This is a genomic window from Nocardia puris, assembly GCF_036051655.1.
In the GTDB taxonomy this organism is placed as follows: domain Bacteria; phylum Actinomycetota; class Actinomycetes; order Mycobacteriales; family Mycobacteriaceae; genus Nocardia; species Nocardia puris.
Window position 1 is genome coordinate 4,801,807 of sequence record NZ_CP107943.1, and the last position, 14,567, is coordinate 4,816,373.

Genomic DNA, 14,567 nt, shown 5'->3' on the forward strand with positions numbered 1-14,567 from the left:
CTTGCCGGTCGCGATATACAGTGGCTACCGTTCAGTGCGGAGACAGGGGGTAGCCGATGGCCGAGGGCAGTCTACAAGCCGACCCTGCGGCATTGCGGCAGGCGGCCACGGATCTGCGTGGGCATCATTTCCGGTTGCACGAGGCGTTGTCAGCGATACGCGCCGAACACGAAAGCCTCGCGCAACTGTGGTCAGGCCCGGCAGCTGACCAGGCCTCAGCCGTGTGGGAGGAGTTGCGGCCGAGACTCGGCCAGCATATCGACAAAATCAGCGAGTTCGCGACCAGCCTGACAACCACAGCGAACACGTTGACCGAGCAGGATGATCAGAACGCGGATACCGTCACCTCGACCACATCGAGCCTCGACCTGCCATGACCGCGCGCAGCTATGATCTAGCGGCGATGCAGCGGTTCATCGATGTGCTGGACAAACAGATCGACGCAATCAGCGGTGAGCGCGATGCGGTGAAGAGAACCGCGGAGGCGCTCCTGTTGGGGTTCTCTGGTGCGGCGGCAACATCGTTCGACACCGCGCACCAAGCCTGGCAGTCCGGAACCGGTCCGCTGATCGAGCAGTTGCGGGCGCTGCGCGATCGGGTGAGTACCGCGCTGGAGAACTACATCAAGGCCGAGGAAGCAAACCGCTCCATGACAGGCCGGTAGCGAGGGGGACCGCGATGACCACGGTGGATTCGGATGACTACTATCTGGTAGCGCGCAAGCTCATTGAGGCGAGTCTGACCCTGGAGACCGATCTTCTGGACTTGGACAAGGGCCTCGATATCTCACGGTCGGCGGGGCTGTATCCGTATGGCGGTCCGCAGTGGGCGATGAGTTTCGACCAAAGCCTGTCCGATGCGTTCGAGGCCGGCGGACTCGGGGCGATCGCCGCCCGAGAGCTCGGCTTTCTGATCCACCTGGCTGGCAACAACCTGGACGTGAGTGAGAGCAACTCGCACGAAGGCCCGAAGACCGCGCCGCCGAAACCGCCCGAGGGCTCGACGTTGGTGACAAGCCCCCCGATCAAGCAACTGTCGGTCGGCGGAAACGAGGACAATCCGACGTTCTGGTCGCTGGTCGAGGATTTCGTAGCCAAGGTATGGGCCGACTGCGACGAAACGCGCATCGGCAAGGTCGGTGAACAACTCGCCGCCTATGGCACGAAGAAGTCCGAGCTGGCCACCACCCTCTACAACGAGGTAAATGGCGCGTTCCCTGCGGCTGCGCAAGCCGAGGATGTTGTGCTCGAAGCATATGTCGAGGATGTCGTGAACGTCTGCACTGCCATTGCGGCCACCGCGGATGCGGCGACGTATCTGTCGTATGCCTGCCGGGATGTCGCGCAGACCGCTGATTCGGCCAAGGACGATTGCCGTACGTCGCTGAAGCTCCTAGCCGCGATCGTAGCCTCCTACGAGGCCGACAAGGTCCCCACCTACATCCTGCCCGGCGGCTCGCGCCTTCGGCGCAACATCGACCGCGCCATCGAGATGAACAAGCGCGCCTACGCCGCCGCCATCGACGCGCGCCTGGGCAACATCGAAACCAAGGTCGCTGACGCAGTCAGTTCCAACTCCGGCATCTATGGCCCGTCCCCAATGAATGAGACCGCCCGGTATTAGAGTCCTGTTGGCCCTGGTGAGGGCTGGAAGGGACACTGAGTGACATGGCAGGACGCAAGCGGCATTCCGCGGAGGAGATCGTGCGGAAGCTGCGCCGTGCCGATGAGCTGATCGCGGCGGGCAAGACCGGGGAGGAAGTCGCGGCCGAGCTGGGGGTGTCGGCGGCGACGATGTACAACTGGCGCCGCCAGTACGGGGGCGTGGACACCGACGCGGCCAAAGAACTCAAGGAGCTGCGGGAGCAAAACGCCCGGTTGAAGCGGTTGCTGGCCGATGCCGAGCTGGAGAAGGACGCACTGCGGGAGATCGCGAAGGGAAAATTTTAGGCCCGGCTACCAAGCGTCGCGCCGTTGACATGCTCCGAGTGGTGAAGGGCATGTCGGAGCGGTTCGCGTGCAGGGTTGTCGGGCTGTCTCGTTCTACGTATCGGCGGCTGCCGATCGCACAGACACCGGCCGATCCGGATGCCGGTCTGCGGGCCTGGCTGCGTTCCTACGCCACCACACATCAAGGGCACGGGTTCCGGCGCGCCTGGGCGGCGCTGCGGTTCGACGAGGGCAACTCGGTGAATCTGAAGAAGGTGCACCGGCTGTGGCGGGACGAGGGCCTGCAGGTGCGCGAGCACCATCCCCGCAAGCGGGCCGAGATTTCGTCGGTGCCGCCGATCGAGGCCGACGCACCGAAGGTGGTGTGGGCGTTGGATTGCCAGTTCGACTCCACCGTCGACGGGCGGGCGGTGAAGATCGCGTCGATGATCGACGAGCACACCCGCGAATCGCTGCTGCACCTGGTCGAGCGGTCGATCACCGCCGAAAAGCTCGTCGCCGAACTCGAGAGGGTGTTCGCCACCCGCGGTGGCCCGCCGAAGGTGCTGCGGATGGACAACGGTCCGGAAATGATTTCCCATGCGTTGCAACAGTTTTGCGCTGACCGTGTCGGGATCGTCTACATCCCGCCGGGAACACCGTGGAACAACGGGTTCATCGAGTCGTTCAACCGTCGGTTGCGGGCCGAGTGCCTCAACCGCAACCACTGGACGAGTGTGCTCGAAGCCCGTGTCGTGATCGGCGACTTCAAGGCCGAGCACAACCATCGGCATCGGCACTCGGCCCTGGGCTACCTCACCCCGGCCGAGTACGCTGCCCGCTGCAGCCACACCCACCACCCCGTGGCCTGCAACATCAACTGAAACTGGATCGAATACAACCCGGACTCAACGACCGGGTGGTCCCGTCATCGGGGACCGGTCATCTACAGCATGGTCAATGAGGGAACAAAAGTGCTGTCCTCCATTCTCGACCGCACACCGCGCAACACCGAGGAAGTCAAGTTCCGCAACGAAACCGAGAACAAGGCTGCCGGTGTTGAAGGGGAACGACGATCCGGGATCAACCCGGCGGGCCGTAAGCGCACCGTCTACGTCGATGTCACCCAACCTGACGGCAGTATCAAGACCACCGAGGTGGTCCCCGACCGGGTCGATGATGTCAACAAGCAGGTGGTTGAGGTCAAGAACACCAACGAGATTAGCCCTGACAAGAAGCAGATCCTCACTGAAGCTCAGTGGGCGCAGGAGAACGGTTACACGATGACCTTGGTCGTCGACCACCGAACCAAGATCAACAGCCCGGAGATCCAGGCGCTGATCGACAGCGGACAGATCCAGCTCATTCGGAAAGAACTCGATGACAACAACGATAAGAAATGACCACGATGACCGTTAGCTACATCGGCATGCCCCCGGGAAGCGAGAACGGCGGTACGGAGTGGATGAACGATCTGCCCGCCCGCTACGTTCACGGACGTGACGGGTTCGACCGGCGGCTCATGGAAGAACTCGCCGCGGCCGGGGTGCCCTGCTACACCCTGGACGATCTCGCCAACGGCCCGCGCACGATCCCCGCAGGTATTCCGATCTTCGTGGAATGGCTGGCGAACCTCGAAACCAAGATTCCGGGATCGGAAACCGAGCACCGGTCGACCATCCGGTCCGGGCTCATCCGTAACCTCATCGATCCCGCCGCCAGAGGCAGCGACCAGGTCATAAGCCTGCTCATCGCTCAGCTTCGACGACAACCGCCGTTGCCACGGCCCCAACGCGACTGGGCGTGCCAGGGCCTGGCACGCATCGCCACGCCAGCTCACTTCCCACAGATAGCTGCGGTCCTCGATGAACTTCCCTCCGACGCAACGGGCCGCTATCCCCTGATCGAGTACCTCGGGAAAGTAAAGACCGCCCAAGCCCGCGAACGCGCGATCCGTGAACTCGACGGCCGCGCTGTCGTCGCCGCGCTCAACGCTCTGGGCACGATGAAAGCAGAGGGCGTTCGCCACCTCATCGAGCCGTTCGTCACGAACACCAGCAGTGACGTCCGCAAGGCCGCGATCCGAGCCCTGAAGAAGCTCCCAGAATGACCGACGCCACCGACGCCGCGCTCACCGAGTTGCTCGCACGGCAACGCCAGCTGATGGAGCAGGCGAAGGTTCGCATCCAGGCCGTCGAAGCAGAAGCCGAAACGACCGACCGGCTTGTCCGCGTGCGCGTGAATGCCAGCGGAGCTCTCCTCGACGTCACTCTCGGCCCCGGCACCGAACGACTCAGCCGAAACCAACTCGGTGAAATGATCACCCGGACAGCGCAACGAGCAACCCGCCGCGCGGCAGACCGCGTCGCCGCCGAACTCGATGAACTCGACACCGCCCAGCAACGGCTGCTCGAGATCATCGAGTCCATCAACCCTTCTACCGCGAGCATCGTTCGCCCGGCTCCCCACTACCCGCAAGTACGTCAGAACCCCGGCGATCACGATGCGGCGCAACCATTCTGACCGCTGCAACTCCAAGACGAACCACGCCCCGGCGACCGATCCGGATCGGCGCGCGGCAGCCAGGCTGCCGTGCGATGCCGGGTTCGTGACCAGGTCCCACATTGGCGAGACGACTGATCTTCGCCGCGCTCGACGGCGGTGGGGGGCCGCCGTTGGCTGGTGTGCGCTCGACAGGATGTGGGCATGCGATGAGGCGGCCTTCCGCCGCGCGGGCACACCTAAGGGATGTCCCGTAAGCCGTTGAGCGGCAACGGGTATCGTGTCGCGGGTGGTGAACTCGGCGTCTGACCCGGTGATGGTGGAGTTGTTCTCCGGGCTGCGACCACGCACGTTCGCTCGCCTGATCACCCAGTTGCGGCGCGAGGGCGCTGATCGGCCGTTGCGGGGCCGGCCTTGGGGGTTGTGTTTCGAAGACCGGGTGTTGCTGGTGGCCTCCTACTGGCGGACCAACCTCACGATGCGTCAGCTCGCGGCGGTGTTCGGGGTCTCGAAATCGGCCGCGGCCCGGGTGATCGATGACCTGGGGCCGGCGTTGGCGCTACGGCCCCGGGCCCGGTTCGGCCGTGGTGCGGTGTTGATCGTGGACGGGACCCTGGTCCCGACCCGTGATCACAAGGTCGCCGCCCAGAGTAAGAACTACCGGTACTCGACCAATCATCAGGTCGTGATCGATGCCGACACCGAGCTCGTCGTCGCGCTCGGGCGGCCGTTGCCGGGCAACCGCAACGACTGCCGGGCCTGGACCGAGTCCGGTGCGGCCGAGGCTTGCCGCAACGCGGTGGTGATCGCTGATGGCGGCTACCAGGGCACCGGCTTGATCATCCCGCACCGCCGCTCGCCTGGTGTCGAGCTGCCGGAATGGAAACAGGCACACAACAAGTCCCACCGCAAGGTCCGCGCCCGTGTCGAGCATGCCTTCGCCCGGATGAAGACCTGGAAGATATTGCGCGACTGCCGGTTGCGCGGTGATGGGGTGAGTGTCGCGATGTCCGGGGTGGCGAGGCTGGCCAACCTTGCCCACGCCTGCTGATTCCTGGCCAGTGGACCGGCACTGTCACCGAGTCAGACTTACGGGACATCCCTTAGACTCAGCGTTGTGAATCGTCGCTTCAACACTGCTGACCGCTCGCTGCACGGTGATGCTGGGATGGACGGCGAGGTGGCCGGTGGCGTTTCGTTTCCCCCGGGCGTACCCGACTCGCTCGCCGATGCCGAGGCGATTCGCGTGAACGATTGGCGCGCGTACAAGGAGCTGGTGCAGCTCGAGGATCATTGGAGTCTCAAGGCGTGGGTGCCGGGATACGCGGCGTACTACTGGTATCTGACTTTCGCCGAAGAGGAACTTGTCGCGCTGGCCGCGCGGTGTCAGGATCGCCTCGATACGACGGATCTGGATCTGATTCCACCCGATGGTTTGCACGTGACGCTCGTGAAGGTGGGCGCGGCCGACGACATCACAGACCCGGAACTACCGCAGTTCGTCGCGGCCGCCGAACAGCGGCTGGCCGGCCTGGCGTCGTTCTCGGTGGAGGTGGGGCCGTTGGCGGGCTCGCGCAGCGCAATTCGCCTGTCGGTGACGCCGTGGGAGCGGCTGGTGGATCTCCATGAGCGGCTGCGGATGAGCGTGATCAGCGTTCGCCCCACGCCTGCGCCGAAGCCGACGTCGCGGTTTCGCCCGCATTTGGGCATCGCGTACAACAATCAGCGGCGTCCGGCGGCTCCGGTGATCGAGATGGTCGCGGCACTGCGCGACATCGGGCCGGTTTCGGTGTCGGTCGATCGGGTGAAGCTTGTTCGCCTGTGGAGGACCGACCATCAGTATCGTTGGGAGGAGTGCGCCGCTATTGCGCTGGGGACGTAGGGTTTTCGGGAGCGGCGATCGGTTTGGCGCTGGCCGTCCATTCGCGTAGCTCGCCGATGTAGTCATCGACTTTGCGTGTATCGACGGTCGCGACCGCGTTCGCGAGGTCGTGGGATCGTTGCCAGACCGAGCGAATCGGACGGTGGCGTGAGGCGTCGAGTGCTTCGATACCGAGATCCATGGCGTACTCGATGTCCGGGTGTGGCTGGTGCACCAACGCGGTGGCCATATCCAATCGCACCAACGAACGGCTCCATGCCGAATCCGATGAATTGACAAGGTCTTCGACCTGTCGGCCGTACGCGAGGGACTTATCGTATTCACCCACGGTGAGATACGCGGTGGCCGCGTTGGCTTTCCATCGAGCCTCGCTGTACGCCGCGAACGACAGTGCCGGGCTCAAGCCAGACGGCGTGTCGACTGTCGAGGCGACCGACATCGCCGCGTCGATCGCGCGCTCGACGCCGGTCCTGTCGCCGAACCGGCCCAGTGCTCTGGCAAGTCCGTTGGTGTAGAGCCGAATCGCTTGTGGACCACCAGCCGCGAGTCGGATGCCCTCTTCGGCCAGCGCAACGGCCCCGGGGTAGTCGCCCTTGTAGTAGGCGCAAAAGCTCTGTGTCCCCTTGGCCCAGGCTTGCAGGTCGGTGTCCTGGATGAACTCGGCGACGCTCAACGCCTCGCGACTGTAGATGTTCGCGTGGTGGAAGCGACCGCGGTTGACCGCCATGTAGCCGAGCACGCCGGCGAGTTGTCCCGCCAGCCGGAACAGCCGTTGCGATTGTCGCGGCTGACGGCACAGGTCGAGTAGCGCATCGACTTCCCGGCGCAACGCGCGCACTTCACCCGCGAGGCGGACGGGCCCCTCCAGCTCGTAGCGGTCAAGGAGATCGGCAAGCGCCAGATCGATGACATCGAGCACCGCGTCATCGACTTCCCGGGTTTGAAGGAGACGCATCCGCTCGACCACCTCGGACGGCCCCTCGAAAACGTCGTGGTCTGCTGCCACGATGGCCGCGACCGGCTCGGGTAAGTCGCGCTGCCGTGATGCGGATGAACGCCGTCGGCGCCATGCTGCTTCACCCTCGGCCACGATCTGGGCGAACCGCTCCCGATCTTCGGGCGTGGTGCGCTGCTGATACGTGGTGTCGAGAATGCCTTGAGCTTTGGTACGCGGTCTAACACTGCCCAGACCAGTCCGCCAGTTGGTCACGGTGGTCGTCTCGATGCCCAGCATCGCCGCGAAATCCCGGACCGAACAGCGCATCGCCTCTTGCAGGGCTGCTGCTTCGAATCCGGTCCATTCCCGCCCTCTGACCATGATCCCCACCTCTGCGCATGCGTTTGAACTGGGCAAATGCCCACAATACGCCCACGATACGCCGCCATAACGCGGTTCCGGACCAAACCTCCTGCGGGGCAGGCTGAAACCCGGCACCCGGTACCGGGGAAATCCGCCGTGACCCCTTGCACGGCGTGCTCGCCCGCCGGGAGTGGAGGTGGGCGGGCACGAGCGTCCACGGTACCGGGTGCTCGTTGACCCGACGAGCCTGGCAGGGAGGCGTCCATGGATTGCTCCACCGGAACTGGGTGGCCGTCATGACCGGCACCAGCGACACCCCGGTCTCGCGGTGCCGCTACTACCGCACCGTCTGCGGTCTGCCTGCTGCGGTTCGGGATGGGACCGGGCGGATCAGCTTCACGACGAACTTGGTGTGGGTGATCTCGATGCCCGCCGATGTCGGGCACGCGGTGAAATTGGATCTGGAGCGCCGCCAGCGCGATGGCGGACCGATCATCTCCCACCCACGCAGCCACACGTGGACGATGCTGGTCCGCTCGGATATCCCGCTGCGGGAAGTACCGGATATCGCCCAGCTGCGGCGGTTCGGCGTGCAGGTGCTGCGACGCGGTCACGAGATCGTGCTGCCCTCACCCACCGACAGGGGCGCACAGGTGCGGGCGTGGATCACCGCACCATGCAGCACTTTCCGGCCCTCGGGGATGGTGGTGCTCGAATCGGTGCGGATGGCGTTGGCGAGCCGGAGGGGGACGCCGTGCCCGAGATGAGCGGATTCATCGGTTCTTGTGTCACCCCGCACGAGGTCGCCTACGTCTACCGTGAGCGACTCGGGCTTCCGGTGGACCAGAACGACGTGAACCTGTCGGTGCTGACCAGCGACCGTCTCGGTGTGGTGGAGATGCCCGAACCAGTCGGGCGGCTGGTCTCCCGACACCTGCCCACCGCAGCAGTACTCGGGCATCCCCGGCGTCGGCAGTGGCGGTTTCTGGTCCGGCCCAGCCGCGTGGTGATCGGGGAACTCACCGCGCGGTCCCTGGCCGAGCGCGGTGTCATCACGCTGGCTCCGGACAGCCGGGTGCCGCTGCCCACCTCGTCCCACACCGGCTGGTACTGGATCACCGCACCACGCCGCGCCCCCAACACGAACACCGGCACGGGTTCGGGTGTAATGGTATTGCCGCCCAGCGACCAGATCCTGAACGCGGCGAAATCTGCTTCTTACCAAGCACTCCCACTCATTCCGAATAGGGAGGTGAGGCTGCCGTGACCGCATGGTCCTCGCCCGGCCGCGGGGAAGATCTGGCGTGGCCGGGCCAGGATGGCCTGCTCGCCGCGATCCGAGGCCAGCACATCGGCCCGCACCCCATCGCCGGGTGGGCGCATGAACTCGGCATCCTGCACACCCGTCTGCTCGACCACCCGGCAGAACACGAAACCCGTTCCCGCAGAGCCCGTGTCATTCAGGCGATCGACAGGTGGCTGCAGCCTCGACTCCCCAGCCCGCACCGGGCCGCACGGGTGTATCCGGAGACGGTGGGTGTACTGGTGGACCGGATCGCCGCGACCCAAGTCCGCGCGTGGCGGCTGCTCATGACCTACCCCGCCGACGACACCCGCGTCCACGGCGCCTGGCACCAGCTGGCCGTCCTGGTCGACGCCTACAACGATCTCGTCACCGGCCTGGACCGGCGAACCTACCGACTGCCCACCACGCCAACACTGCTCGCCAGCGCCTAACGCTCACCGTTCACAGGATCACGATCGGCCATGAGAATCACACTCCCACAACGCAAGCCAGCGACTCCTGCGATCCTGCTCGAACCGGTCGCGGTGGGCTACATCCGCCTCCCCGCCCTCGACCCCACAGCTGTCAAGGGCCTCGGTGTGGCGATGCGCCACCGGGCTGAGGTGCTCGGCTACCGGTTGGGGCGGGCTCTACCTCGACCGCTCCGAGCCCTGCGATCTGCTGTCGCAGACGCAGGCCGCGGCTCGCGCGGCGGGTGGACCGCCAACCCGAGATCTGGGTCGTCCTCGTCCCCGACGACACCCACCACCCTGGCCTACCAGCGGCGGTCGGGCGTAGCGGCGTGCGCGTCGTCGCCACCACGAACACTCAGCCGCACATCCGAGATCCTGAGAAGGAGGGCATCTCCCGATGACCCCACGCGCGACACCCCCGCCCCGGCTATCACCGAAGTCGACCAGGGCGTTGAGCCGTGGGACGTGGCCGGGTTCCTCGACGTGATCATCGGCGCGGACGAGCCCGCCGTGCCGGTGTTCGCGTGCCAGTACGTCGAGGCACGGCTGATGTGCCAGGAGAGGTTGACCGGATCAGAACGCTGCCAGCCTGAGGTTGTTACCTTCGCGAGGAGGGTGGTGTTCAGTCTGGCTCATGCTGATCGCCGCGTGCTCGCAGTTCGCGGGGTAACAGCGCGCCGTAGACTACGGAATGGGTCGGTGTGGGAACGTTGAGCCATTCTCCGTAGTGGACGATCGCGCCGGTCTGCTCGTACAACTCCGATGGTTTGCCTGCGGCGAGATCTCGCATCATGGACGCGGTGGAACGCGGATCGGAGTAGTCGAGCCGTGACACCGCGTCATCGACGTCGGCGGGGGTGATTTTCGTCGAGGCCGCGCGGGCAACAGCGGCTGCCTCATGCACCGCCGCGTGGAACAGTGCGCGCGTTCGGGGCTGATCACGGATGACACCGGCAGTGGCGTTGGCCAGTGCGCACACTCCGCCGAAGGAAGAGATGAAGATCAGCTTGCGCCACAAGTCCCGCCAGATGTCGACGGAGACTGTGGACGCGATGCCCGCGTCCGCCAGCATTGACGCGGTGGTTTCGAGTCGGCTCATCTGCGACGCGGCGCCAGGCAAGCTGCCGATACGCAGTGATGGCGGATCTCCCAAGCGTTCGATCGTGGTGGGCGTCGTGCGCCGGGCGAACACAGTGCACACTCCTGCGACGACACGGTCGGCGCCGAGTACGTGAGTCAGGCGAGCTGCTGCGTCAACACCGTTCTGTACCGGTATGACCATGGTGTGCGCTGATACCACCGGGCGGATCGCCTTCGCAGCTGCGGTCACTTGCCACGACTTGACACACACCAGCACGATATCTGCGGTCGGCGTCTCGTCGTGGGAGTTGACCACCCGAGCCGGTCTGACGACTCGGGCATGGCCGGCCTCTTCGATTCGAATGCCCGATCTGCCGATCGCTTCGAGAGTTTCGCCACGGGCAACCACAGTGACCTCGTGTCCGTGCTCTGACAGCAACGCAGCGAAGTAGCCGCCCACGCCGCCAGCCCCGATCACAACAATGTGCACCACAGCACCACTCCGTCCCGCGCGCCACGCACGCGGGTCCGATGATACCGGCCCTCTGAGCTCAGGGAGTCGACTCAGCTCCCCATTTCGGCAGATCCACAACGGATCCGGGCCTGTTGCGCAACTTTGAGAACCTCGGCGGTCGATGCCGCTCGCGCGTAGGATGTCCCGTGAAGCAAGCCGTGAAAGGTATTGCTGTAGGGGCCATTTGATTCGGCACACTCGCTAGGTCATTGGATGCATAGGGGTGCAAGTTGCAGGGGACTGCTGTACAAGGTTCGCGCGAGTCGGTGGGCGACGCTCCACCAGCAAAAGCTCAGGCGCCGTGGAACAATGATCGCGTAATGCGGGTGATCGCCGCGGCGCGCTCGGACGACCCAGTCGCCGCGCGGAAAGTCGTCAGCGAGCTGACAGAAGCATGCTTAGCGGAGTCGGGGCGCGGGCTGGACTTGACCGCAGTGGATTTGAGCGGTCTGGACCTCTCGGGGTTCGACCTTCGGCAGGCGACGTTGAATCGCACGGCGTTGTACGGCACCGATCTGTCGGCCGCTGATCTGACAGGTGCCTCGTTGGTATGCGCCGGGCTGGAGAGAACCAACTTCACCGACGCGGTCCTTCGTGGAGCCTACGTCCATGCAGTCGCCGCGCAGGCGAGTGTGTTCGTCCGGGCGGATTTGAGCGGGCTGATCGATGCGACCGGTGCACTGTTCCACGGCTGCAATATGTCCCAAGCACGGCTGGATCATTCCGAACTGGCTGGCGTGACCTTCTATCAATGCAACCTCGCTTCCGCGCAGGCCAGAAGCTCCGACCTACGTGGCGCGGTCTTCAACGAGTGCCGGATGGACGACGCGGACCTGACCTCGGCCGTGGTGGGGGATTGCACCATCACACGCAGCGGAGTGCGTGGGCTAACCCTGGCTCGAGCACGAGGACAAGGGCTGGTGATCCAGCGTCCCAGCACCGCGGATGGGCTCAGGCTTTCCGGCGCGCACCTGCCGAGCCTACGGCTGTCAGCAGTCCGAGGCAGGGGGATCACCGCCGATTCGCTCAACGCCACAGGCATCGACGTTCTCGACAGCCACCTCGCCGAGGCCAGTTTCCGCGGTGCCGATCTGTCCGGAGGACGGTGGTCACGCGTCGGCATGGACGGGGCGGTCTTCGTCGGCGCTGCGCTGGCCGATTCGTCATGGCAGCACGTCAGCGTGTGCGACGCCGACTTCGCGGAGGCGACCGGCGAGAGCATGACAGCGAGCGAATGCAGTTTCGCCCGTGCCGATCTCAGTGGGTTCGCCGGTCGATACTCGACGTTTCGCAACTGCGATTTCACCGCAGCCGATCTGCAGCGCACGTACCTGTACCGCGCTTCGTTCATCGGCGACCCGCCCTCCTCAGCGTGCATGGCACATGCCAACCTGGACGGGGCAAACCTGACACAGGCGTACCTCGCCGCCGATTTCACCAGTGCGAGTCTGCGACATGTCACCGCCACCTACGCCAGGGTCAACCAGTCGATTTTCAGCGACGCCGACTTGAGCGGGCTGAGCATGTTCCGGGCCAGTGCCGTAAAAACCGACTTCACGAGCGCACGGGTCACCGGCACGCTCGGCTTGATGTTCGCCGATCGCTGTATCGGCCTTTCGGCTGCCCTAGACGCCTCGGTTGACCCCGAGAGTCTCCGAATCGCCAAGTTCATCACCGACTTCGACGGCCTGATCGCCAGCGACAACCGGAAGTCGACATGATCGCAACCGATCGCGACCGAGGCTCGATCAAGGTCAGTCTGGTTGACCTCTCAGGTGAGAGTTCGGTCCGGTATACCCCACTCGGGGCGATGTATCTGCGGGCGGCCATCGAATCGGACCCCGAAATCGCCGACCGCGTGAGAACCACGATCTGCTCCTACCTATCGGGGACGAGCCTGGTCGCGATGGCCGAGCAGATCGCAGACACAGCCCCCGACCTCGTCGGGTTCTCCTGCCAAGGGTGGAACATCACGACCTACCGGCAGCTGATTCCCACCCTCCGGCAACTCCTGCCACACACGACCATCGTGCTCGGCGGCAACCACGTGACCGATCAAGGCGCGCGCTGGCTGTCACAGGTCCCTGAGGTCGACATCGTTGTCAACGGCGAAGGCGAGAAGACGATCGTGGACCTGGTCCACTGGCTACTCGACACGCAACCGCAGCTCGCCGACATCGCCGGGATCACCTATCGCGACGACGGTGGACTTGTGACCAGCGCGGCTCGGCCACGGGCCAGATCGTTCGACGAGATCCCCTCACCGTATCTGCGACCGTCACCCGAACTGGCCAACGCCGATGTCGTGCTGTGGGAAACCAACCGGGGCTGTCCCTACCACTGCGCGTTCTGCTTCTGGGGCGCCGCCGTGGGCCAGAAACTGTGCATCGCCGAGTTGGGCAGGCTGCGCGCGGAGCTGACGACAATCGCCGAAGCGGGAGCGCCAGCGATCTTCCTGTGCGACGCGAACTTCGGAATACTCCCGCACGACGTCCAGATCGCCGAAATGGTGGTCGAGATGTACAAGCGATTCGGCGCTCCGCACACGTTGCACGTCAACTGGGCCAAGAACCACGCGAGCCGAGTCGGCGAGATCGTCGACGTCCTGCACTGCGGTGGTGTGCACACCAACGTCTACCTCGCCCTGCAGACACTCAGCCAACAGGCCCTCACCCTGGCGGGACGCGACGAACGCGGCAGACCGGAGATGTTCCAGTTGGCGCGTGACATCGTTGAGTCGGGCGGGGATGTCGGGGCGGAGCTCATCTTCGGACTCCCCGGAGAGACCCTCGACGATTTCCGAGCCGCCTATGATCAGCTGTACCTGCAGTTCCCGAAACTGCTTGTGCACCCGTTATGGGTGCTGCCGAACACGACCTACGACGCCGACCGCGACCTGTTCGGTCTGGTCACACTACGGCCGGACCCGACAGCCGACTACGAGGGAGTGCTCGAACACAGCACGCTGCCGCGCGAGGACAATCGAGCAGGCTTGAAGTTGCTCGTGGCCGACGAGATCCTCACCGGCACCGGCTACGCCCGAACAACCATGCGTGGACTCGCAGTGTGGGCCGGTCTGCCGCCAACCAAAGCGCTCGAAGCGTTTCATGCCTTCCTCACCGGTCGAACCGACGAGTTGTCTCGGCAGTTGGCCGACGCATTCTCATACGTCGATGCCGAGTGCTACTTCCATCGGCGTGTCCGCAGTTCGGTCCGGCGCGCGCTGGTCACCGATCGAACCCTCGCAGGTCAACTCCTGGCGGAGTTCGTGTCCTCGATGGTCCAGGACGAGACAGTACGTGCCGCGTGCCACGAACTCGCTCGCTACGACAGCGCCCTGCTCCCCAGAGTCGATCTCGCCGAAGGCGCACCCGACGCCGAACTACTACTAACAGCCTTCAATGTTCACGCTGTCGCTACGGAGCTTTTGCGTGCGCCAGCCGCGACCCGGGTTCCGCCCGATGCCCCAACAGCCATCCGAATACGACATCGTGCGGGGTTCGCACGCCACGCGGCTGATGCGATCGACCTCGCCGGACAATGGCGTGGCCACGTGATCGACGCGACCCCCGCCGTCTCGATGAGGAGTTCCCATGACTGATG

Annotated in this window: 16 protein-coding genes; 14 read left to right on the forward strand and 2 right to left on the reverse strand. The window is 64.9% G+C overall.

Annotated features, from left to right (window positions below; all coding sequences use genetic code 11):
• Positions 1–56 precede the first annotated feature (56 nt).
• From OHB21_RS22080 to OHB21_RS22120, 9 genes are all read left to right on the forward strand, one after another.
• A complete protein-coding gene (locus OHB21_RS22080) occupies positions 57–377 on the forward strand; it encodes a WXG100 family type VII secretion target (RefSeq protein WP_328435857.1) in 321 nt (106 codons plus the stop codon).
• Positions 374–664 (forward strand): WXG100 family type VII secretion target, encoded by a 291-nt coding sequence (locus OHB21_RS22085; protein ID WP_328435859.1) that lies wholly within the window; start codon positions 374–376, stop codon positions 662–664. Before OHB21_RS22080 ends, OHB21_RS22085 begins: the two co-directional genes overlap by 4 nt.
• A 14-nt stretch (positions 665–678) precedes the next feature.
• Positions 679–1,623 carry a hypothetical protein gene (locus OHB21_RS22090; RefSeq protein WP_328435861.1) on the forward strand — a complete coding sequence of 315 codons (945 nt, stop codon included), beginning with the start codon at positions 679–681 and terminating at the stop codon, positions 1,621–1,623.
• Positions 1,624–1,667: 44 nt separating this feature from the next.
• A protein-coding gene (locus tag OHB21_RS22095; protein WP_113975338.1) for an IS3 family transposase occupies positions 1,668–2,812 on the forward strand; the annotation gives its coding sequence in 2 pieces (ribosomal slippage) (positions 1,668–1,935 and positions 1,935–2,812; 1,146 coding nt in all).
• A gap of 90 nt (positions 2,813–2,902) precedes the next feature.
• Positions 2,903–3,331, forward strand: coding sequence for a putative toxin (locus tag OHB21_RS22100; RefSeq protein WP_067509212.1), 429 nt, complete (start codon positions 2,903–2,905; stop codon positions 3,329–3,331).
• Positions 3,328–4,038 carry a HEAT repeat domain-containing protein gene (locus OHB21_RS22105; RefSeq protein WP_232331747.1) on the forward strand — a complete coding sequence of 237 codons (711 nt, stop codon included), beginning with the start codon at positions 3,328–3,330 and terminating at the stop codon, positions 4,036–4,038. Before OHB21_RS22100 ends, OHB21_RS22105 begins: the two co-directional genes overlap by 4 nt.
• On the forward strand, positions 4,035–4,451 hold the full coding sequence (locus tag OHB21_RS22110; protein WP_067509214.1) for a YbaB/EbfC family nucleoid-associated protein: 417 nt from the start codon (positions 4,035–4,037) through the stop codon (positions 4,449–4,451). Before OHB21_RS22105 ends, OHB21_RS22110 begins: the two co-directional genes overlap by 4 nt.
• A 295-nt stretch (positions 4,452–4,746) precedes the next feature.
• The gene (locus OHB21_RS22115; protein WP_328439888.1) at positions 4,747–5,481 is read left to right on the forward strand and encodes a transposase; all 735 of its coding nucleotides are present in this window, start codon (positions 4,747–4,749) and stop codon (positions 5,479–5,481) included.
• A 66-nt stretch (positions 5,482–5,547) separates the two neighbouring features.
• Entirely contained in the window at positions 5,548–6,312 is a 765-nt protein-coding gene (locus OHB21_RS22120) for a 2'-5' RNA ligase family protein (protein WP_328435868.1), read from the forward strand.
• Here OHB21_RS22120 and OHB21_RS22125 read toward each other — a convergent pair.
• Complete coding sequence (locus OHB21_RS22125) at positions 6,293–7,630, reverse strand: hypothetical protein (protein WP_328435870.1); 1,338 nt, start codon at positions 7,628–7,630, stop codon at positions 6,293–6,295. The genes OHB21_RS22120 and OHB21_RS22125 overlap by 20 nt on opposite strands.
• Positions 7,631–7,908: 278 nt before the next feature.
• Between OHB21_RS22125 and OHB21_RS22130 the strand changes: the two genes are divergently transcribed.
• The 3 genes from OHB21_RS22130 to OHB21_RS22140 are packed head-to-tail and all read left to right on the forward strand — an operon-like array spanning position 7,909 to position 9,349.
• On the forward strand, positions 7,909–8,379 hold the full coding sequence (locus OHB21_RS22130; protein WP_328435872.1) for a DNA-directed RNA polymerase subunit beta: 471 nt from the start codon (positions 7,909–7,911) through the stop codon (positions 8,377–8,379).
• A complete protein-coding gene (locus OHB21_RS22135) occupies positions 8,367–8,879 on the forward strand; it encodes a hypothetical protein (protein WP_328435874.1) in 513 nt (170 codons plus the stop codon). Before OHB21_RS22130 ends, OHB21_RS22135 begins: the two co-directional genes overlap by 13 nt.
• Positions 8,876–9,349 (forward strand): DUF4254 domain-containing protein, encoded by a 474-nt coding sequence (locus OHB21_RS22140; RefSeq protein WP_328435876.1) that lies wholly within the window; start codon positions 8,876–8,878, stop codon positions 9,347–9,349. The genes OHB21_RS22135 and OHB21_RS22140 overlap by 4 nt, the downstream gene beginning before the upstream one ends.
• 643 nt (positions 9,350–9,992) lie before the next feature.
• Here the strand turns inward: OHB21_RS22140 and OHB21_RS22145 are convergent.
• Positions 9,993–10,943 (reverse strand): 2-dehydropantoate 2-reductase, encoded by a 951-nt coding sequence (locus tag OHB21_RS22145; protein WP_328435878.1) that lies wholly within the window; start codon positions 10,941–10,943, stop codon positions 9,993–9,995.
• Between the two features lie 287 nt (positions 10,944–11,230).
• Here OHB21_RS22145 and OHB21_RS22150 point away from each other — a divergent pair, with 287 nt between their 5' ends.
• Together OHB21_RS22150 and OHB21_RS22155 are read left to right on the forward strand one after the other, a co-directional pair.
• Positions 11,231–12,685, forward strand: a complete 1,455-nt coding sequence (locus OHB21_RS22150) for a pentapeptide repeat-containing protein (protein WP_328435880.1) — start codon at positions 11,231–11,233, stop codon at positions 12,683–12,685.
• Positions 12,682–14,565: a B12-binding domain-containing radical SAM protein gene (locus OHB21_RS22155; protein WP_084537631.1), complete on the forward strand. Its 1,884-nt coding sequence runs from the start codon at positions 12,682–12,684 to the stop codon at positions 14,563–14,565. The genes OHB21_RS22150 and OHB21_RS22155 overlap by 4 nt, the downstream gene beginning before the upstream one ends.
• Positions 14,566–14,567 lie beyond the last annotated feature (2 nt).

Excerpts from the sequence above, each read along its gene's own strand:
- OHB21_RS22110 (WP_067509214.1), top strand. The coding sequence starts at position 4,035 with ATGACCGACGCCACCGACGCCGCGCTCACCGAGTTGCTCGCACGGCAA.
- OHB21_RS22130 (WP_328435872.1), top strand. The coding sequence starts at position 7,909 with ATGACCGGCACCAGCGACACCCCGGTCTCGCGGTGCCGCTACTACCGC.
- OHB21_RS22080 (WP_328435857.1), top strand. The coding sequence starts at position 57 with ATGGCCGAGGGCAGTCTACAAGCCGACCCTGCGGCATTGCGGCAGGCG.
- OHB21_RS22090 (WP_328435861.1), top strand. The coding sequence starts at position 679 with ATGACCACGGTGGATTCGGATGACTACTATCTGGTAGCGCGCAAGCTC.
- OHB21_RS22155 (WP_084537631.1), top strand. The coding sequence starts at position 12,682 with ATGATCGCAACCGATCGCGACCGAGGCTCGATCAAGGTCAGTCTGGTT.
- OHB21_RS22105 (WP_232331747.1), top strand. The coding sequence starts at position 3,328 with ATGACCACGATGACCGTTAGCTACATCGGCATGCCCCCGGGAAGCGAG.
- OHB21_RS22125 (WP_328435870.1), bottom strand. The coding sequence starts at position 7,630 with ATGGTCAGAGGGCGGGAATGGACCGGATTCGAAGCAGCAGCCCTGCAA.
- OHB21_RS22115 (WP_328439888.1), top strand. The coding sequence starts at position 4,747 with ATGGTGGAGTTGTTCTCCGGGCTGCGACCACGCACGTTCGCTCGCCTG.
- OHB21_RS22085 (WP_328435859.1), top strand. The coding sequence starts at position 374 with ATGACCGCGCGCAGCTATGATCTAGCGGCGATGCAGCGGTTCATCGAT.